The organism is Hyphomicrobium sp. MC8b (assembly GCF_905067615.1).
Classification (GTDB): domain Bacteria; phylum Pseudomonadota; class Alphaproteobacteria; order Rhizobiales; family Hyphomicrobiaceae; genus Hyphomicrobium_B.
In genome coordinates, this window is record NZ_LR898465.1 from 1,697,510 (window position 1) to 1,715,852 (window position 18,343).

Below are 18,343 nucleotides of genomic sequence, written 5' to 3' on the forward strand. Positions count from 1 at the left end.
GGGAAGCCGGCCGGATGGTGCAGATGGAGGCCGCCAGCGCCTGTCGTTCCGCCGCAGGCGGACGGCCTGCCGCAAGGACCGCCCCTTCCTAGACATGCCTCAGGGCCGCCGCTACAACGGCGGCCTTAACCCGTTTCGGGGCTGTGTCCCGGAACATGTTTTTTATCCAGATCAGGCCGAAAGCACCACATGGCTGGCGTCAGCGAAATCCGCGCTTCGTTTCTCGATTTCTTTGGCAAGAACGGACACGAGATCGTGCCGTCGTCGTCGCTCGTTCCGCGCAACGACCCGACGCTGATGTTCACGAACGCGGGAATGGTGCAGTTCAAGAACGTTTTCACGGGGCAGGAGACGCGGGCTATTCCGCGGGCGACGACGTCGCAGAAGTGCGTCCGCGCGGGCGGTAAGCACAACGACCTCGATAACGTCGGCTATACGGCGCGCCACCATACGTTCTTTGAGATGCTCGGCAACTTCTCGTTCGGCGACTACTTCAAAGAGCGCGCGATTGAGCTGGCCTGGAACCTGCTGACGAAGGACTTCGGGCTCAGACAAGACAAGCTGCTCGTCACGATCTATCACACCGACGACGAAGCCTATCGCATCTGGAAGAAGATCTCCGGCTTCTCCGACGACAAGATCATTCGCATCGCGACGTCGGATAACTTCTGGCAGATGGGCGACACGGGGCCGTGCGGTCCATGCTCGGAGATTTTCTACGATCATGGCGACAAGATTCCGGGCGGCCCTCCGGGCTCGGCGGATGCGGACGGCGACCGCTTCATCGAAATCTGGAACCTCGTGTTCATGCAGTTCGAGCAACGCGCTCCGGGGGATCGCGTTGACCTGCCGCGGCCGTCGATCGACACCGGCATGGGGCTTGAGCGCATCGCGGCGGTGCTGCAGGGCAAGCACGACAACTACGACATCGATCTGTTTCAGCATCTCATCCAGGCGATCCGCCAGGAGGCGGGGAAAGTCGGCGCGAAGGAAAGCGCGGCGACGAAGGATTTCGATCACGTCGCGCGGCGCGTCATCGCTGATCATTTGCGCTCGACGAGCTTCCTGATCGCCGACGGCGTGCTGCCGTCGAACGAAGGCCGCGGCTACGTGCTTCGCCGCATCATGCGCCGCGCCATGCGCTATGCGCACCAGATGGGCTGCACCGATCCGCTGATGTATCTGCTCGTCCCGTCGCTCGTGCGCGAGATGGGTGACGCCTATCCGGAACTCGTGCGCGCGCAGCCGCTCATCACCGAGACGCTGAAGCTCGAAGAGACGAAGTTCAAGCGCACGCTCGACAACGGCCTAAAGCTGTTGGGCGAAAGCTCGGCTGGTCTCACGAATGGCGCGGTATTCCCCGGCGACGTCGCGTTCAAGCTCTACGACACGTACGGCTTCCCGCTCGATCTCACGGAAGACGCGCTGAAGCCGCGCGGCATTGCCGTCGATACCGGTGCGTTCGATGCGGCGATGAAGAAGCAGAAGGATGCCGCCAAGGCCGCCTGGAAGGGTTCGGGTGAAGCGGCGACAGAAGGCCTCTGGTTCGAAATCAAGGACAAGACCGGCGCGACCGAGTTCCTCGGCTATGACACAGAGAGTGCGGAAGGCATCGTCACGGCCGTCGTGGCGGGTGGCAGAGAGGCCTCCGAACTCAAAGCCGGTGAGGAAGGCGCGATAATCGTCAACCAAACGCCGTTTTACGGCGAGAGCGGCGGTCAGGTCGGGGACCAGGGCGTCATCAAAGGTCCGAAAGGCACGCTGTTCCGCGTGACCGATACGCAGAAGAAGCTCGGCGATCTGTTCGTGCATTTCGGCAAGGTCGAGAGCGGAGCGTTCAAGGTCGGCGAAGCGGTCGAGCTCGAAGTCGATCATGGGCGGCGCTCGGCGACGCGCGCCAACCATTCCGCGACGCATCTTCTGCATGAGGCGCTGCGGCAGGTGCTCGGCACACACGTCGCGCAGAAGGGCTCGCTCGTTTCGCCCGATCGTCTGCGCTTCGACTTCTCACATACGAAGCCGATGTCGGCGGACGAGATCAAGCAGGTCGAGGACATAGCGAACGCCGTGCTGCTCGAAAACACGCCGGTCGTCACGCGGCTGATGGCGCTTGACGATGCGCGCGCGACGGGCGCGATGGCGCTGTTCGGCGAGAAGTATGGCGATGAAGTGCGCGTCGTGTCGATGGGGTCGACGCGGCCCGGCGCCAACAAGGCGTGGTCGGTCGAATTGTGCGGCGGCACGCATGTGTCGCGCACGGGCGATATCGGTCTCATTCGCGTCGTCGCCGAAAGCGGCAGCTCGGCGGGCGTCCGCCGTCTTGAAGCGCTGACGGGTGAGGGTGCGCGCGCCTATCTCGACGAGCAGGATGCACGCGTAAAGGAAGCGGCGAGCGTGCTCAAGACGCGACCGGAAGATCTCGTCGATCGCTTGAAGCATCTCGTGGAAGAGCGCCGCAGTCTCGAAAAGCAGCTTGCCGATGCGAAGCGCCAGATCGCGCTTGGCGGCGGTGCGGGTGCGGATGGCGCGGCAACGAATGGCGAAGCGATCCGCAACGTCGGCAACGTCAAGCTGCTCGCGCGTACGGTGCAGGGGCTCAATCCGAAGGACCTGCGCGGCCTCATTGATGACGGCAAGAAGCAGGTCGGCTCGGGCATCGTTGCCGTCGTTGGCGTGACGGAGGACGGCAAGGCGGGCCTCGCGGTCGGCGTCACGGACGATCTCGTCAAGACGTGGAGCGCGGTCGATCTCGTCAAGGCCGGTGCGGAAGCGCTCGGCGGCAAGGGCGGCGGCGGGCGTCCCGACATGGCGCAGGCGGGCGGACCGGACGGCGCCAAAGCGGGCGATGCGCTGAAGGCCATCGAAGAACGGCTCGCGAGCTGACGACTGCGAACTACTCTGGCCGTTCCTAAGTCCACGATGGCGACGCAGCTCGGCACTCAGACGAGCACCCATACTTCTAGGTGTTGAAATTTGTCTGGGTCCCAGCCTGCGCCGGGATGACGGTGTCGGCCCATGTTGCGGTGCGGAAGCTTTTTCCCGTTACCTTGCAGGCAATTCACTAATGACCGTCGGGAAAATTGGGTATATACGGCCCGCTTTCGCCAACGAGGAATTTTGAAATGTTTCGCATGGGTTCGCTGGCTTTCGCCGCTCTTTTCATCGCTGCTTCTCCGGTCTTAGCCGACGATTCCATCGTAAAGCTTCCGGCAACGCCAGCGCCTTCGGCCGGACCGACGATGACGGCCGCGCAGGAATTCTGCGGCGACGCGTCAGGCAAGGCGGAAGAGCTGATTTCGCGCTACACGTCGAAGGCTGGCCTGCAGAAAGTGTACGAGAGCGATCAGTATCTCGCGTATTCGGACGATCCGAAGAACGCCACGGTGATGTACACGTTTACGACCAAGAAGAATCCGGCTTATCCCGCCGCCGTCTGCCGCAAGGTCGAACACAAGGGCGACAACCTCGTGATCGCGATGAAAGTCGTCTGCGATGGGAACGGTGATGCCTGCGCGAAACTTCAGAACGACTTCAACGTGATGAACGCGCAGATGCAGGCGCAGGTCGATCAGCAGATCGCCGGGCAGAAGAAATAGTTTTACGTTTCTGCTTGGCGACACGCGTTCCGCGCGCGCTAAATTTTTACGTTTGCACTCGGCGACTCCCCAGCGGGGAGCCGGCCGCCGAGCGCGGTGAGTGTTTACTTGCTGCGGGCGAGCCAGATCGTGTGGCCGCCGGCAGTCGGGTCTTTCTCAACGTAAGTGACGACCTCGAACCCCTGTGCAACGAGTAAAGCACGGTATTCCTCCGGCGCGAGGCTCGCGTGATAGAGCGGTTCACCGCCGAAGGTGCCCATCGCCACGCCGTTCTCCGTTCCGCTCGTGAACATCAGAGCCGCACCCGGTGCTGCGTGCGCGCGGAAAATCGCGAACATGCGGCGTTGATCGTCCTGGGTCAGATGGAAAAAACTGTCCCAAGCAAGAATACCGTCGAACGTTTGGCCGAGCGCGAGGGTGCGCATGTCCGCAACGAGCCAGTCGCTTTGCGGAAAGCGGGCTTTGCAGCGCGCGATCATCGCCTGCGAACTGTCGACGCCGTGAACGCGATAGCCTGCGCGAACGAAGAAGCCTGCGATCGGTTCGCCTGATCCGCAGCCGATGTCGAGAATGGAGCCGCCGGCAGCGATCGACGCAAGGAAGCGGTCGAGCCATTCCCTTTCGAGCAGGCTTCGCGATCGGACCTCGTCCCAGGTGTGGGCGTGTCTTTCGTAAAGAGCGATGATGTTCGCCGCGTCTGACGTCATGGCGTTGGATGTTTCTCCAATGGCGTCGTCAGCGTTTCACCTTTTCCCAGTCGATAATGGCGAAGTCGGTGATGAGGGCGACGACGCGCCCGTCTTTGTCGTAGCCGAAATAGGACGCGTAAAAGCCGTCGCCCCAGCCGCTGGCGAACATCGCAACGTTCGTCTCGCCGGCCGGGAGCATCAGGAAGAAGTTCGGTTTGAGGTGCGCGGCCTTACCGTTGGCCTCGCCCTTCTCCTGCCACTCCTCCCAGGCGTCGGGGTTCGCTTTAAGGACGGATGTCAGCGTCTCGGCGGCTTTTGGATCGTAGAAGGCGCCGGTTCCGGCATCGACCGGATAGCCGAAGATTTCGCCGCCAGCGAGCGTGGACGCGTCTTGGCCGTCGGTCACGGCCATTTTCCATTTCACTGCCGGAGTGTCTGCGAAGTCGATGCGAGCGAATGCGATGCGGCCATCGTTAATGCCGCCGACCGCGATCGCGAGGCGGACCGGAAACGACCCGTTCGGCACCAGCTCGGAAAACGGCAGCCGCGCGTCGATCGAAACGAACGGATCGCAAGCGGCGATCCGGCCGCTCACGATCTTTAGATTGCCGAGTTCGAGGGTGCGAAAGGACGTCGGATGAAGACGTGGCGGCTTACCTTCATCGGCCTCGTCGACCGTCAAGCGGTACGTCGCGTCGAAGGCGCGGGTGAAGGCCTCTGCGTAGTCGGGAACAGCCGCGGAAGCTCCATGTCCGGCGAGCAGCGTGAACACGGACGAGAGAAACGAGCGGACGCCGGCCACTTTGCTCTCCTCCTTTTCGACGCATCATCGTATCTCGCGCGTTACCATTATGTTGACTTTGCCATCGCTGCCTTCAGGTTTTCATCGACCTTGTCGAGGAAGCCCGTCGTCGACAACCATTTCTGCTCCGGTCCGACGAGAAGCGCCAGGTCTTTCGTCATGTAGCCTGCTTCGACCGTTGCGATGCAGACCTTCTCGAGCGTCTGACAGAATTTCAGAAGAGCATCGTTGTCGTCAAGCTTGGCGCGATGGCCGAGGCCGCGCGTCCACGCAAAGATCGACGCGATCGAGTTCGTCGATGTCTCCTTACCCTTCTGATGTTCGCGGTAATGGCGCGTGACCGTTCCGTGCGCGGCTTCGGCTTCAACCGTCTTGCCGTCCGGCGTCATTAGAACGCTGGTCATCAGGCCAAGCGAGCCGAAGCCCTGCGCAACCGTATCCGACTGAACGTCGCCGTCGTAATTCTTGCAGGCCCAAACGTAACCGCCCGACCATTTGAGTGCGGAAGCGACCATGTCGTCGATCAAGCGGTGCTCGTAGGTCAGCTTGCGCTTCTGAAATTCTTCCTTGAACTCAGCGTCGTAAACTTCCTGAAAAAGATCCTTAAAGCGGCCGTCATAGGCCTTCAGGATCGTGTTCTTGGTGGAGAGATAAACGGGATAATTGCGCGAAAGGCCGTAGTTCAGCGAGGCGCGTGCGAATTCGCGGATTGATTCATCGAGGTTATACATCGCCATCGCGACACCGGCGCCGGGGGCTTTGTACACTTCCTTCTCGATGACATTGCCGTCTTCACCGACGAACTTGATCGTCAGCACGCCCTTGCCGGGGAACTTGAAATCGGTCGCCTTATACTGGTCGCCGAAGGCATGGCGACCGACGATGATGGGCTGCGTCCAGCCAGGGACGAGGCGGGGGACGTTTTTGCAAATGATCGGTTCGCGGAAGATGACGCCGCCGAGGATGTTGCGGATGGTGCCGTTCGGGCTTTTCCACATTTCCTTCAAATTGAATTCTTTGACGCGCGCTTCGTCGGGCGTGATCGTTGCGCACTTGATGCCGACGCCATGCTTCTTGATGGCGTTGCCGGCGTCGATCGTCACTTGGTCCGCGGTCTTGTCGCGATTTTCGACGCTCAGGTCGTAGTATTCCAGGTTAACGTCGAGGTAGGGATGAATCAGCTTGTCCTTGATCAGCTTCCAGATGATGCGGGTCATCTCGTCGCCGTCGAGTTCAACGACGGTGCCTTCAACTTTGATTTTCTGCATTGGATGTCTCGCGGAGCGATTTGAGGACGGTGGATCTTGTTCTATGACGCAGGTGCGCAAAGCTTAATCGCTCATCACGCACTTGCGAAGAGAACCTTCGGCGAAGTGGTGCGTCAGATCAAGACGCGTTTCAAGTCTTGCTCGGCGGCGCCAAGGTCGTTCCACCTGCGCGGCGTGGTTTGTGCCGGAGGACGCCGGAGCGTTCTTGCCTGTCCGCAGGCGTGTCGCGCTGGGCCCTTGACGTGCGCTCCGTAATGACACCCTGTCCTGGCATATGGACGATGGGACGCCGGTCGAGGTACCGAGACCCACCTGGAGGAAACGATTGAACGTCGAGACTGAGACTTCGGCAGGCGATGCGCTCCGCATCATGGTCGGCAGCGGCGAGCCTGTGCTCGGACCGCGGGCGACGCGCGTTTGCGAAGTCGTTCACGCCTGTCACGCCGGCTCGATCGATCAAGGGCTTGAAAAGCTCGCCATTCCAGGGCTGACGCGCGATACGCTCGAACCCATCTTGCAATACTGCGCCAGCCTCACGTGCATCTCGGACGAGGTGACGTGTCCGGGCTGCAAGCGGCGCACGGAAGTTCAGGGCATCGAGACGCTCGATCAATTCGTTCTCAGCAAGAAAGAAGTGATCGTCGGAGATGGGCGCGTGCGCCTGAAGGGCGAGGGGACGGAAACCGTCTCGACGCCTTGTCTCGAAACGCTCGCCAAGCAATGGTCAGGTGAGAATTATTGGTTCTGGGCGCGGCGTGTCATTCGCAAGCTGCGTCACGGTTTGCGGCGGGCAAATATGCGCGGCGAGCCGGTGGCGGGCGAGGGCGAGACGCCATCGGTCATTCTCATGGAGCCGCAGCTTGCCGACAACATCGGGATGGTGGCGCGCGCCTGCGCGAATTTCGGTCTCGACGATCTCCGGCTCGTCAGTCCGCGCGACGGCTGGCCGAACGAGAAAGCACGCATTGCGGCCTCGGGCGCCAATTACATCATTGACGATGCGCGCGCCTATTCCAATCTCGACGAGAGCATTTCGGATCTCAACTGGATCGCGGCGACGACGGCGCGGCAACGGGATCTGCGCAAGCCGGTCCTGACGCCGGAGCAGGCGATCGCCGAGATGCGCACCCGGATCGGCCGAGGGGAGCGGTGCGGGATTTTGTTCGGGCGTGAGCGTAATGGGCTGGAGACCAGCGAAGTTGCCCATGCAGACGCTCTGATCATGATTCCTGTCAATTCCCGGTTTGCGTCCCTTAACCTTGCCCAGGCTGTGCTGCTAACGGGATACGAGTGGATGCGGGGGGATTCTGGGCGAAGTCTCGGCCGTGTCACAACGTACGAGAAGCCTCTTACCGAGGGCCTCTACATGGGCCGGGACAGGCCGGCGACGAAAGAGGAACTCATTGGCCTATTTGAACATTTAGAACGGGAGCTGGAAGCGAACGGTTTTTTCAATCCAGCCCACCGCAAGACGGTCGTGTCGCAAAATCTTCGCACACTGCTGACCAGAATGAACGCGACGGAGCAAGAAGTCCGCACCCTTCGTGGCATAGTTGCAACGCTCGCACAGGGCAAAGGAAAGGCCCGAAAAGGGGGGGATTAAGCGCCTTCATATGGCCAAGTTTTGGGCCGAGCGATGCCAAGCCGAGAGGCATACTCGCGATATGCAACGCGGCTGCCCATTGGGTCGCGCCCGAAACGTATTTTTGCAACGAGATAAAAAACGCAGAGGCTCAACTGGAGATGTGGATGAACACGAGGGCGGGGGTTGTGTTGGCGGGCGTGGCAGCGCTGTCGCTGTGGGGATCCACAGTGTCGGCTGGCGCGCAGGAACTCAGTGAGCATGCCGTAAGATCGTTCATGGAGTATGCGTGGTCGCTTACCCCGCAGCAGTTCTCCAAGCCGGATGGGTCGGTCATCGTTATCGACAAGAACAAGAAGGCGCAGGTCGAGGTCCCGCTCGATGTTGCGCGCCGGGTGATTATGGCTGGCCGCCTTTCGGCCCATGCTCAGATTTGCGACTTGCGCGACGAGCAGGTTCAGAACCACCGTGCGCTGATGCGCCGGGAAGAGGCGACACGGAAGTGGACGCAGCAGCAACTCGTTTACATCAGCCAGTTACATCTGACGACGCTGATGCTGATGACCGGCCGTATCAAGCTGGTCGAGCAGGAAGGCGACAAGCAAGTCGTTGTCGACGAAAAGAAATCGCCGCCGCAGACGTGTACGCCCGAGCAAAAGGAAAAGGTTAAGGAGCTGATCGAGGCGTACGTCGCCAGCAGTCCGCCGCCGAATTTTGCTCAGGCGGGCCAGAAGCCGCCGGCCGGGGCTCCTCCTGCAGCCGGTGCGCCCGTTTCGACCGGGTCGACGTCCGTCAGCGAGACGACGGTCGAGAAGAAATAGGCTTTCGAGGCGGTTCGGGGCGGTTGACGCGGCTCTCGATGACCGTTATCAAGCACAACCTTCGCGGGCCTTCGGGCCCGCGTTTGATTTCTGCGCACCCGTGGCGGGACTGTCGAAGGTCCATGCCTGTCAAACCCGAGAGGGGTTAGAGGAGGGGGCGCTCCAATCGGCTCCGGCTCCTTCGGCCGGGCCATAACTCATGGAGTGCTAGAAGATGACGAAGCGCATTCGCGCCAAGCATAAGATCGACCGCCGCCTTGGAGAGAACATCTGGGGCCGTCCGAAGAGCCCGCTCAACCGCCGCGAGAGCCGTCCGGGCCAGCACGGCGAGCGCCGTTCGGGCAAGCTGTCCGACTTCGGCCAGCAGCTCAAAGCCAAGCAGAAGCTCAAAGGTTATTACGCTTCGATCTCCGAGCGCCAGTTCCGCGCCGCTTACGATGAGGCTTCGCGCCTCAAGGGCTCGACGTCCGAGCACCTGATCGGCCTCCTGGAGCGCCGTCTCGATGCGCTCGTCTATCGCGCGAAGTTCGTGCCGACCGTGTTTGCTGCGCGCCAGTTCGTGAGCCACGGCCATGTTTCGGTCAACGGCCAGCGCGTCACCGTTCCGAGCTACCGCCTGAAGGTTGGCGACGTCATCGAAGTTCGCGAGAAGGCGAAGCAGATGACGCTCGTGCTCGAAGCGATCAAGAGCGCTGAGCGTGATGTTCCCGATTACGTCAACGCCGACCATGGCAAGTTGACGGCGTCTTTGACGCGCGTTCCGGCGCTGTCCGACGTACCGTATCCGGTTCAGATGGAACCGAACCTCGTCGTCGAATTCTATTCGCGGTAGTTTTTGTTTGGCGCTGGCGACTCCCCTGCGGGGAGCCGGCCGCCAGCGCCGGACTTGCTGCACGACGTCGGTCTTTGGGCGAAGTGGATTTTGGATTTCGAAAAGGCTGCTCCGAGGCGGCCTTTTTTGCTGCTCATAGTTCCGTCATGCCGACGGAGGTCGGCCCCGTCAAGCTTTAGCAAACTCTCGGTTGCCGATTGTCTGGATCCCGGCCTGCGCCGGGATGACGGCAGGTTGCGTTAGGCGGCTCTGCGGCGTCGAGTTTTAGGGCTTGGGGAAATCGAGATGCCGGGGTTGGGCGTGATGGCCGGGCCGCCGCCGTCGCCGCGTTTGCTTCGGCGTCGTGACGGTGTTTCAGCGTTGGCCCAGGCGTAGGCGAGCATCGTCATCAGCGCGGACGCGGCGAAGAAATAGACGCCCGGCAGCACGCGGGCTTCGGTGTAGCCCGATGAGTTCACGTAGAAGATCATCAGCGCCAGCACCATGACGTCGGTCATCGAATAGCGGCCGATCCATTCCATCGTCGCGAACGATTTGCGCCGAAACTCCTGCGGCATGTCGTGCGCGGTGATGAGCGTCAACAGATAGAAGAGCTTCAGGAATGGGAAGAACACCGACACCGCAAACACGACCGAGCAGAGGAAGTATTCGTTGTTCTCGAACAGCGCGTAGATGATCGTCAGGATTGAGTGCTCGTTGGTCCAGACGTAGACGGTCGTGAAGCGGATCGACGGCATGATCAGGCCGAGCGCGAAGAACACCGTTGCGAGAATAATCAAGAAGCTCAGCGCGAAGTTGCGCCACGCGGGCCGCGTTTCCTTCTGGCCGACGTCGGGCTGCGGCAGCACGGGGACAAGCTCGGGCGCGGCGGCCATGCCGTCTGTTCTAATCCAGGCATAGGCGAGGATCATCAGCACGACGGCGGCGGTGAAGAAATAGACGCCGTTGAGGCTCGATGCGTCGTAGACCTCCTGGCTCTTGATGAAGAAGATCGTCAGCGCCAGCACGAGTACGTCATGCATCGACCATTTGCCGAGCCATTCGAGGGCGCGCAGCCGTGTCTGGTGGCGGACGATTTCGGCGGGCGGCAATGTCGAGACGAGCAGCAGGTAAAGCAGCTTGGTGACGGGCAGGAGGATCGAGAAGACGAGTACGATGAGGCCGAGGAAGGTCTGGTTGTCCTTCAGCAACACGTCGACGGTCGAGAGCAGCGAATGCTCGGTCGTCCAGATGCCGAAGCTTGTCAGTTTCAGGATCGGCAGCGTGATGCCGAGCGCGAGGCAGACGCTGGCTGTCAGGATGGTCAGCGAAAGAAAGAAGCGCCTGCCGCTCAGCCACATGACCTGCACGATCGGTCTCCTTTCGCGGCGAAGCGGGCCATGCTCTGCCATGCCATCGAGGCACCATCCGGTTAGGGCAAAATTGAGACACTGCGGGTCAAGTCGCAAGCGCATTTGGAGGCTAGGGAGGGGAGAGCAGAACAGGTGAGAGCATGACGGACAGCAGCACGACGAGCGATCCCGCGAAATTCGGTTCCACAGGCAAGCCGCGGGCGCGGGGGCTCGGATTGCCGATGCCGGGTGTAACGGGGCCGTTGAACGCGATCACAGACGTCGGCGGCGTGACTGTCGGCTTCACGACGCTCCGCAATGACGGCGGAAACGTGCACACGGGTGTGACGGCGATCCTGCCGCGCGCGCCGGAAAACCTGGCGCATCCGCTGTGGTCGGGCGTGTTTTCGATGAATGGCAACGGCGAGATGACGGGCGCGCACTGGATCCGCGATGCGGGCTGGTTTACCGGGCCGATCACGATCACGAATACATTCTCGGTCGGGCTTGCGCATCACGCGACGCTGAAGTGGATGGCCAAGCGCTTCTCGGCGCTGGGGGAGGATCTTTGGGCGTTGCCGGTCGCAGCCGAAACCTACGACGGATTTCTGAGCGACATCTCGGGGTTTCATGTCACCGAAGCGCATGTGATGGCGGCGATTGATGGCGCGCAGCCAGGGCCGGTGGCAGAAGGCTGCGTCGGCGGCGGCACGGGCATGATTGCCTACGAATTCAAGGGCGGGACGGGGACGGCGTCGCGGATCGCGAAGACGCGGCTCGGCGAACACACCATCGGCGTGCTGGTGCAGGCGAACCACGGCATCAAACCGTGGCTGACGGTGTGCGGGAAGCCGGTCGGCGATCTGCTGCCGGGCGAGCGCGTTTATGAAAACGAGCGGGGCTCGATCATCGTCATCATCGCGACGGATGCGCCGCTGCTGCCGGGGCAACTCGAACGCCTGGCGCGGCGGGCGTCGATCGGCATCGGACGCGGCGGCACGCCGTCGGGCAATTCGTCGGGCGATATCTTCATGGCATTTTCGACGGCGAACGATCCGGGGCAATTGCCGGAACCTGCCGCGTTGACGTTCACGGCCGTCAGCAACGACGATCTCGATGCGGTTTATTTGGCCGTGGTCGAAAGCGTGGAGGAAGCGGTGTTGAATGCGATGCTCGCGGCCGAGACGACGACGGGCAAGCACGGTCGCGTCGTCAAGGCGATCGACACCGAGAAGCTGAAGACGCTGGTCGTCGGATGAGTTCGGATTTGCGGAGCGATCCAGCGTTCTTCGAACTGCTGACGGGCAGTTATGCGCGGCTCGTCGGCGCGCCGCTGGTGCCGGAGGGCGCAAACGCGCAATGGCTTTACGAGGACGCGCCATTCGTCGTCGTGGCGCATAACACGGATGCCGATCCGCGCTTCGTCTATGCAAACAAGCGGGCGCAGGCGTGTTTCGAATATCCGTGGGACGAGTTCATCACGTTGCCGTCGCGGCTGTCGGCGGAAGCGCCGAATCGCGAGGAGCGCGCGCGGATTTTGGAAGCTGTTGCGCGCGACGGGTTCGTGCGCGGCTATCGCGGCGTGCGGATTTCAAAGTCGGGGCGCCGGTTCTGGATCGACGACGGGATCGTGTGGCAGTTGATCGACGCCGACGGGGCAAATCGCGGGCAGGCGGCGACGTTTGCATCGTGGACGGATGTTTGAATTTGTTCGCAGCCCCAGTCCTTCCCGCCGCGGTAAGGGGAGCGAGTGTCCATTCGTCTCGCATCGTCATCCCGGCGCAGGCCGGGATCCAGTCAGACAGAAACAGTTTCTGTACCGATGCTTGTCTGGGTGCCGGCCTCCGCCGGCATGATGGAGTGTGTGTTTTGTTTTTGGAGACGTTCGACGAGGATGTCGGGACCGTAAAAAACAAAAGCAGAGCTGAAACAGCCCCGCTTGGAATTTCATATCTGATTGCGAAACTCAGCCGTGGTGGTGGCTGTGGGCGATGCCTTTTTCGCAGATGAGGTCGTGCAGTTCGCCTGCGGAATACATCTCGCGCATGATATCGCAACCGCCGACGAATTCGCCTTTGACGTAAAGCTGCGGGATCGTCGGCCAGTTCGAAAACGTCTTGATGCCTTCGCGGATGCCTTGGTCTTCGAGCACGTTCACATCTTTGAACGGCACGCCGAGGTGCTCAAGGATCTTCACGGCGGTGGCGGAGAAACCGCACTGCGGGAACTGCTTCGTTCCCTTCATAAACAGAACGACGTCGTTGTCGGCGATCGTCTTGGCAATCACGTCATTGGCGGTGGTGGTGTCAGAGGCCATTCCGGGGCTCCTATCGTGCCGGGGCGGCCGTAGCGGCGCACCCGTGAAAGGTTGAGATGTGGGCGAGAGTTGTCCGATAGTCAATCGGGCGCTTTAGCGGGCGCGACGGTCATTCGGCCGGCAGGGCGGTTGTCAGCTGCAGGGCATGCAGAACGCCACCCATGCGGCCGCCAAGCGCGTCGTAGACCATCTGATGCTGCTGGACGCGACTCTTGCCCTTAAAGGCCGCCGAGACGACGTGCGCCGCCCAGTGGTCGTTGTCGCCCGCGAGATCCTTCAAGTGGATTTCGGCGTCGGGAAAACGGGCTTTGATCATCTTCTCGATATCGGCCGCGGCCATCGGCATTGGTGGTGAACTCCCGGTTTTGATCATGATCTGGAGGGTTTTCTGATCTATGGCGCTTCCGATCAGCTCCGGCAAGGCCTTCGATCAGGCAATCTTATGGAATTCTCACGTGATTGCGATTGGACGTTATCGGAGATCGGGCCTATCTCATACGTTACGTGGAGTGAGAAACTCCCTAAAAGTCTAATGGAGGACACCATGAAGACCTGGACAAAGCCTGAAGTTCGCGAGCAGGAAGTCGGCCTCGAAGTGACGTCGTACCTTCCGGCTGAGATCGACCTCATCTAAGTCGATTGACGCGATTTGAATTCGGACGCGGTGGCAGAAACCCTGCCGCCGCGTTTTCTTTTGTTGGCTTCTCGGGGCTTTCAAAAGGGGTGAGACGCTCGCCACCTGCAGGTGCAGCGAGCGTCTCTGAAACGCCGAGAACGGGGGGAGGCCTCGGCGCAAGCGAACTTTCTTCGATCAGCGATCGCAGTCGAGCGTGACCTTCACCCACGGAAGGTCGAGCTTGCATTTGCCGTCCTTCGTCTTCGTGAAGACCTTGTCCAGTTCCGTGCCGCCGATCTTCATTTTGCCGAGGTCGTTGCCGCTTCCGTCGCTGTCTTTGGCGGGCGGCGGCTCGTCAGCCTTGGCAGTTTCCTTGGGCGGTGTCTTTCCCTGATCGGGTGTTGCCGAAGGTTCTTTTGCCTTGGCTGTTGCGTTGGTCGCCGGAGCAGCGGCGTTGGCGTCGTTGCCTGCGCCTGGTGACGGCACCGCGTTCTTGCCTGAAGTATTGGCGTTCGGGGTGATCGTAGGTGGGACGGATGCGTTGTTCGCGCCGCTGTTGTCGGCATTGTTCGGCGATGTGTCGGTGCAAAGCTGAAGGTCGGTCGGCGCTGGCGTCCAGATCATCGTCCGCGACAGGAATTTGAGGCCGGCATAGCCGACAACTTTGAGATTGCCGTTGGAAAGCGGCGTCAGCTCGACATCGTACTTGCGGCCCTTTTCCGGCGAGTAGATCCAGCCGTTGTCCCAGTGGCCGCTGCCCGCGGGCGTGACGTTGCCGATGATCTGCTTGCCGCAGCCATCATTATCCGTCGACGATTTCACCCAAACAACGTTGCCGCACAGCGCGTTGCCGCACGGCTTGATCTCGACGGCGCCGCGGCCGGTGTCGTCCATCCAGACGCCGACCGGATCGGAGCCGGCAAATGCGTTGACGAACGTCGCCGGCGCCAGCGACAGGGCGATCGCGGCAGGGGCAATCAATTTTATGATCCGCATGACAAGATCCTTTTCGTAAGATCAGGTTTGCTCTGGATAAGCGATGTTGCTGCCGTTGTGCCCTGGATCATCCGAACCGGAAGTTCCTCCCGGAACACAATGATCGAAACGGCTATCGGCACGGTCGTGGGCTCCTCACATTCCTTAATGTCCGCCGCGGAAACTTTCGCCCAGACTTTCGCTGAAACTTTCTCCGCCAGCGCCTGAAACGAACCTCAAAAGCCCGACGTACCGTTCATGCAAGAGCGAGAAACAGTCGCAGCTCGATGCGGCGGTCGAGCGTTACACCGTACTGCGTTCCGGTCGCGCTCTGGACTGAACAATTTTTAACTTTTTAGATCAGGAGCTTGTACGATGAAAACGACGATTTTTGCAGCTTTGCTGTTGGCCCTTTCCGGTTCGGTTGCGCTCGCAGAGGACGGCAATATCACCACTAAAGCGATGAAAGATCTTCCCGGCACGCATGGCGGTTCGACTTCTTCGCCGACGGCCAAGCCGAATTCCGGCAGCCTGTCCGAAGCCCAGATGCAGCGCCAGCCAGGCGTCAACAGCGATAGAACCGGCAAGACGGCGACGCCGAATGCCAAGCCCGATGACGGCTCTCTTGCTGGCGCTGAAATGGAGCAGAACGCCGGCGCTCATAAATAACGTTCGGTCTACATTCAAATTTCCATGGGAGCGACGACCCCAGCTGCGTGCTGACGGTCGTCGTTCCCGTTTACGGGGTTGTTTGGGAACGTCTTCACGCGTTCGCGAGCGTAATCTCAAATTTTAAACGCTGATGTGCACCTCCGGTTGCCTTCGCGCGGGCGTGTTTCATGACGATTGCGCGCAATCTTGAATGTTCCACCCGCAGGGCGAAATATTTTTTTGGGGGAGGTGGCGATACGTAAACCGGCTCGGCCGCATACCGCCTGAGGTTGCTAAGCGGAAGCGGCAGAAAGCAGAATGCCGATTGCGACAACCTTAAGCTTCCGTCGCGCCATGCAGTCCTTATGGGACGGCTATATCTTTGCGCCGGGTCTCCCGTCGAAACTTTATGGGTAGGTGCTTACGTTTCTGTTGTGTGCCGATAACGCACACAGAAACGGTTAGAACCATGTCCAGCGATTTACTCAAATCCAAACAGCGCATCGGGCAAGCGGTACAGACGGTCCCGGCCAAGAAGCGCGAAAAAAGCGAAGGACCGCTTATTCTTGCGCTTCTGATCGGCGCTTGTGCGGCGCTCGGAATTATCATCGCTGCCAACAGCGAACCTGACGAGACCGTTTCCAACGCCGCGCCGACGCAACAGCTCGATGGCATTCGCTATTAGCAGGAAGGCCTTGTTCCATGCACGCGATGAGGCATCACGCGCATATCCTGGAATATTCCGTGCTTCACAACACGACACCGGAAGGTCCGGTGATCGGCCGGCTCGATGGGCGCGATTTTTCGGAATTCGTGTTGGATGAGTTCGGGCGGCGTTTTGCCTATTCGGGCGTTGCGCCGCGCCTCAGCAACGGTCAATTCGACGATGCGGCCCTGAAGGACGGCGAATTCATCGTCCCGCCGGGGCTGATCTACAAGTATCGCGGCTACGCCGACAAGAGACGGCGCCTGCTGGGCTTTGCGACGACGACGTTGGCCTAGATCAAGTGAACGTGAGCCAGTCTGTCTGCTTCAGCGATTGATCGAATCGCAGCATATCTTTCCACCGGGATCAAACGCATGGCGCCTGATGGCTGTGGATGCCGCAGCGCGGGCGGTGCTTGTTCGCTTGGGGGCTGAGATGCGGACGGTTGTTTGCCACTTCTTCAACGAGGAATATCTGCTGCCTTGGTGGCTCGCCCACCATCGGCGGATTTTCGATCACGGCATCATGATCGACTACAATTCGACAGATGCGAGCCGAGACATCATCAAGAAGATGTGTCCGGAGTGGGAGATTTATCCGACGCGGAATGCTTACTTCGACAGCGCCTGCATTGACCGCGAAGTGGAAGACTACGAGCGGACCTGCAGCGGTTGGCGGATGGCGCTGAACGTAACCGAATTCCTCTATGGCAACGTGGCGCAGCTCGATAAAATCACGGTGCCGGCGCAGCACTTCATCGGCAACTATGTTTTCGTCCAACCGCAGGGCGGCTATCCGGCGCCGCTCGATCACAGCAGGCCGCTGCACGAGCAGGTGCGCTTTGGCTATTACGAAACGGATCCGCGTCCGTGCGATAAGCTGAATTTCGGACTGCGGGCCAGCCGCAGCATCCACAATTACCCCGTCGCGTATGCGCGCGAGGGCGGGCGGCATTGGTATCAGATGCCGACGCTCGGCGATCTGGCGATCTTCTATTACGGCTATGCAGTGCTCAACGAGAAGGGCATTTCCCGCAAGATGCAGATCAAGACCAAGATGAGCCCGGAAGAACGGCAGGCGCGTGGATCAGAGCATCCGAATATGGTCACGCAGGAGCGCTTTCTGACCAACATCGAACGCTTCCACCGGCCGCGCTGCTCGGACCTTTCCGGCGTCGTTTCGCGGGTGGCCCGGCATCAATATCCGGCGGAGGCCCCGGTGTTGGCGACCTCCGCCGCATAAGGTTATTTCACGCCGAGCAATTCGACGTCGAAGATCAGCGTGGCGTTCGGAGGGATGACACCGCCAGCGCCGCGTGCGCCGTAGCCGAGCTGCGGCGGAATGATGAGCGTGCGCTTGCCGCCGACTTTCATTCCGGCAACGCCTTCGTCCCAGCCCTTGATGACACGGCCGGTTCCGATCGGGAATTCGAACGGCTGGCCGCGATCGACAGACGAGTCGAACTTCGAGCCTTTCTTGCCGTCGACATAGAGCCAGCCGGTGTAGTGCATGACGCAGATCTGCCCGGTCTCGGGCGTCGCGCCGGTGCCGACGACGGTGTCTTCGTACTGAAGGCCGGAAGGTGTGGTGGTCATTTTCGATCCTTGCGTTTGTGCGATTGCATGGTTGTTGGGAAGGATGGCGCTCACGATAGCGAGCGTTGCGGCGATGGCCATCATGGTGGGGAAGCGGGCGTAGCGCATGTTGGTTCCTCTATGGGTGCGGCGCCCTTTTTGCTGGCGCTCGTCTTTGGTTTTTTCGTCATCTCGGCGCGAGGGCGGAATCCAGCAGAGCCTCGACATCCGAAACGCTGCTGTTTGTCTGGGTGCCGGCCTTCGCCGGCATGACGGTGATTTTTGCTCTCGTGTCTCAGACGGATGCCTGCACCGAAATGATGGCGTTCGGCGTTCGGCGTTCAGGGTGATGGTGCGACTTTTTTCTGCAGTTCGGCGAGGCGCCGCTGGTATTCTTCCTCCATGGCGAGGACGTGCTGATAGACGTTGTCGAGTTCTTCTTTGCGCACGCCGTCCTGGGCTTCCTCGACCCATGTTGCGAACTCTTCGCGCAGCGTAAAGAGTACGTCGAGGGCGCCCTTGATTTCGCTGAGTTCCTGCTGGGATTGCGGGTTATCGCCGGTCGCCATGGTCCGTACTTTCC

21 protein-coding genes are annotated in these 18,343 nt (G+C 60.7%); 12 read left to right on the forward strand and 9 right to left on the reverse strand.

Features of this window, described 5'->3' with window-relative positions; translation table 11 throughout:
• Window positions 1–189: 189 nt before the first annotated feature.
• Window positions 190–2,883: an alanine--tRNA ligase gene (gene alaS, locus ACLB1Z_RS08265; protein ID WP_409562876.1), complete on the forward strand. Its 2,694-nt coding sequence runs from the start codon at window positions 190–192 to the stop codon at window positions 2,881–2,883.
• A gap of 239 nt (window positions 2,884–3,122) precedes the next feature.
• Window positions 3,123–3,596, forward strand: a complete 474-nt coding sequence (locus tag ACLB1Z_RS08270; RefSeq protein WP_409562877.1) for a hypothetical protein — start codon at window positions 3,123–3,125, stop codon at window positions 3,594–3,596.
• Between the two features lie 104 nt (window positions 3,597–3,700).
• Here the strand turns inward: ACLB1Z_RS08270 and ACLB1Z_RS08275 are convergent, their stop codons facing one another.
• From ACLB1Z_RS08275 to ACLB1Z_RS08285, 3 genes are read right to left on the reverse strand one after another with little or no spacing between them, the layout of a single operon-like run.
• Window positions 3,701–4,303 (reverse strand): class I SAM-dependent DNA methyltransferase, encoded by a 603-nt coding sequence (locus ACLB1Z_RS08275; protein WP_409562878.1) that lies wholly within the window; start codon window positions 4,301–4,303, stop codon window positions 3,701–3,703.
• Between the two features lie 28 nt (window positions 4,304–4,331).
• Window positions 4,332–5,087, reverse strand: a complete 756-nt coding sequence (locus tag ACLB1Z_RS08280; protein ID WP_409562879.1) for a DUF4241 domain-containing protein — start codon at window positions 5,085–5,087, stop codon at window positions 4,332–4,334.
• Between the two features lie 47 nt (window positions 5,088–5,134).
• Window positions 5,135–6,355 (reverse strand): NADP-dependent isocitrate dehydrogenase, encoded by a 1,221-nt coding sequence (locus ACLB1Z_RS08285; RefSeq protein ID WP_013947041.1) that lies wholly within the window; start codon window positions 6,353–6,355, stop codon window positions 5,135–5,137.
• Window positions 6,356–6,680: 325 nt separating this feature from the next.
• Here ACLB1Z_RS08285 and ACLB1Z_RS08290 point away from each other — a divergent pair, with 325 nt between their 5' ends.
• From ACLB1Z_RS08290 to rpsD, 3 genes are all read left to right on the forward strand, one after another.
• The gene (locus tag ACLB1Z_RS08290) at window positions 6,681–7,958 is read left to right on the forward strand and encodes an RNA methyltransferase (protein WP_409562880.1); all 1,278 of its coding nucleotides are present in this window, start codon (window positions 6,681–6,683) and stop codon (window positions 7,956–7,958) included.
• Between the two features lie 146 nt (window positions 7,959–8,104).
• A complete protein-coding gene (locus ACLB1Z_RS08295) occupies window positions 8,105–8,758 on the forward strand; it encodes a hypothetical protein (protein WP_409562881.1) in 654 nt (217 codons plus the stop codon).
• Between the two features lie 214 nt (window positions 8,759–8,972).
• Window positions 8,973–9,590 carry a 30S ribosomal protein S4 gene (gene rpsD / locus ACLB1Z_RS08300; protein ID WP_409562882.1) on the forward strand — a complete coding sequence of 206 codons (618 nt, stop codon included), beginning with the start codon at window positions 8,973–8,975 and terminating at the stop codon, window positions 9,588–9,590.
• A 239-nt stretch (window positions 9,591–9,829) separates the two neighbouring features.
• Here the strand turns inward: rpsD and ACLB1Z_RS08305 are convergent, their stop codons facing one another.
• Window positions 9,830–10,981 carry a paraquat-inducible protein A gene (locus ACLB1Z_RS08305; protein WP_409562883.1) on the reverse strand — a complete coding sequence of 384 codons (1,152 nt, stop codon included), beginning with the start codon at window positions 10,979–10,981 and terminating at the stop codon, window positions 9,830–9,832.
• A gap of 101 nt (window positions 10,982–11,082) precedes the next feature.
• On the opposite strand from ACLB1Z_RS08305, the gene ACLB1Z_RS08310 reads away from it, so the two are divergent.
• Complete coding sequence (locus tag ACLB1Z_RS08310; protein WP_409562884.1) at window positions 11,083–12,180, forward strand: P1 family peptidase; 1,098 nt, start codon at window positions 11,083–11,085, stop codon at window positions 12,178–12,180.
• Window positions 12,177–12,626, forward strand: coding sequence for an MEKHLA domain-containing protein (locus ACLB1Z_RS08315; protein ID WP_409562885.1), 450 nt, complete (start codon window positions 12,177–12,179; stop codon window positions 12,624–12,626). Before ACLB1Z_RS08310 ends, ACLB1Z_RS08315 begins: the two co-directional genes overlap by 4 nt.
• Before the next feature lie 261 nt (window positions 12,627–12,887).
• On the opposite strand, the gene grxD is transcribed toward ACLB1Z_RS08315, so the two are convergent.
• Together grxD and ACLB1Z_RS08325 are read right to left on the reverse strand one after the other, a co-directional pair.
• Window positions 12,888–13,238: a Grx4 family monothiol glutaredoxin gene (gene grxD, locus ACLB1Z_RS08320; RefSeq protein ID WP_013947049.1), complete on the reverse strand. Its 351-nt coding sequence runs from the start codon at window positions 13,236–13,238 to the stop codon at window positions 12,888–12,890.
• A gap of 109 nt (window positions 13,239–13,347) precedes the next feature.
• Entirely contained in the window at window positions 13,348–13,584 is a 237-nt protein-coding gene (locus tag ACLB1Z_RS08325; protein WP_013947050.1) for a BolA family protein, read from the reverse strand.
• 198 nt (window positions 13,585–13,782) lie between these two features.
• On the opposite strand from ACLB1Z_RS08325, the gene pqqA reads away from it, so the two are divergent.
• Window positions 13,783–13,872: a pyrroloquinoline quinone precursor peptide PqqA gene (gene pqqA / locus ACLB1Z_RS08330; RefSeq protein WP_013947273.1), complete on the forward strand. Its 90-nt coding sequence runs from the start codon at window positions 13,783–13,785 to the stop codon at window positions 13,870–13,872.
• Between the two features lie 177 nt (window positions 13,873–14,049).
• Here the strand turns inward: pqqA and ACLB1Z_RS08335 are convergent, their stop codons facing one another.
• Entirely contained in the window at window positions 14,050–14,850 is an 801-nt protein-coding gene (locus ACLB1Z_RS08335) for a DUF2147 domain-containing protein (protein WP_409562886.1), read from the reverse strand.
• A gap of 354 nt (window positions 14,851–15,204) precedes the next feature.
• Between ACLB1Z_RS08335 and ACLB1Z_RS08340 the strand changes: the two genes are divergently transcribed.
• The 4 genes from ACLB1Z_RS08340 (at window position 15,205) to ACLB1Z_RS08355 (ending at window position 17,428) form a co-directional block, all read left to right on the forward strand.
• On the forward strand, window positions 15,205–15,498 hold the full coding sequence (locus tag ACLB1Z_RS08340) for a hypothetical protein (RefSeq protein WP_409562887.1): 294 nt from the start codon (window positions 15,205–15,207) through the stop codon (window positions 15,496–15,498).
• A gap of 451 nt (window positions 15,499–15,949) precedes the next feature.
• Entirely contained in the window at window positions 15,950–16,165 is a 216-nt protein-coding gene (locus ACLB1Z_RS08345) for a hypothetical protein (protein ID WP_409562888.1), read from the forward strand.
• Between the two features lie 17 nt (window positions 16,166–16,182).
• The gene (locus ACLB1Z_RS08350) at window positions 16,183–16,482 is read left to right on the forward strand and encodes a hypothetical protein (protein WP_409562889.1); all 300 of its coding nucleotides are present in this window, start codon (window positions 16,183–16,185) and stop codon (window positions 16,480–16,482) included.
• 139 nt (window positions 16,483–16,621) lie between these two features.
• Entirely contained in the window at window positions 16,622–17,428 is an 807-nt protein-coding gene (locus tag ACLB1Z_RS08355) for a glycosyltransferase family 2 protein (protein WP_409562890.1), read from the forward strand.
• 2 nt (window positions 17,429–17,430) lie between these two features.
• Here the strand turns inward: ACLB1Z_RS08355 and ACLB1Z_RS08360 are convergent, their stop codons facing one another.
• Both ACLB1Z_RS08360 and ACLB1Z_RS08365 read right to left on the reverse strand, forming a co-directional pair.
• Complete coding sequence (locus ACLB1Z_RS08360) at window positions 17,431–17,865, reverse strand: FKBP-type peptidyl-prolyl cis-trans isomerase (protein WP_409563243.1); 435 nt, start codon at window positions 17,863–17,865, stop codon at window positions 17,431–17,433.
• Window positions 17,866–18,101: 236 nt separating this feature from the next.
• The gene (locus tag ACLB1Z_RS08365) at window positions 18,102–18,329 is read right to left on the reverse strand and encodes a hypothetical protein (protein WP_409562891.1); all 228 of its coding nucleotides are present in this window, start codon (window positions 18,327–18,329) and stop codon (window positions 18,102–18,104) included.
• Between the last annotated feature and the right edge of the window lie 14 nt (window positions 18,330–18,343).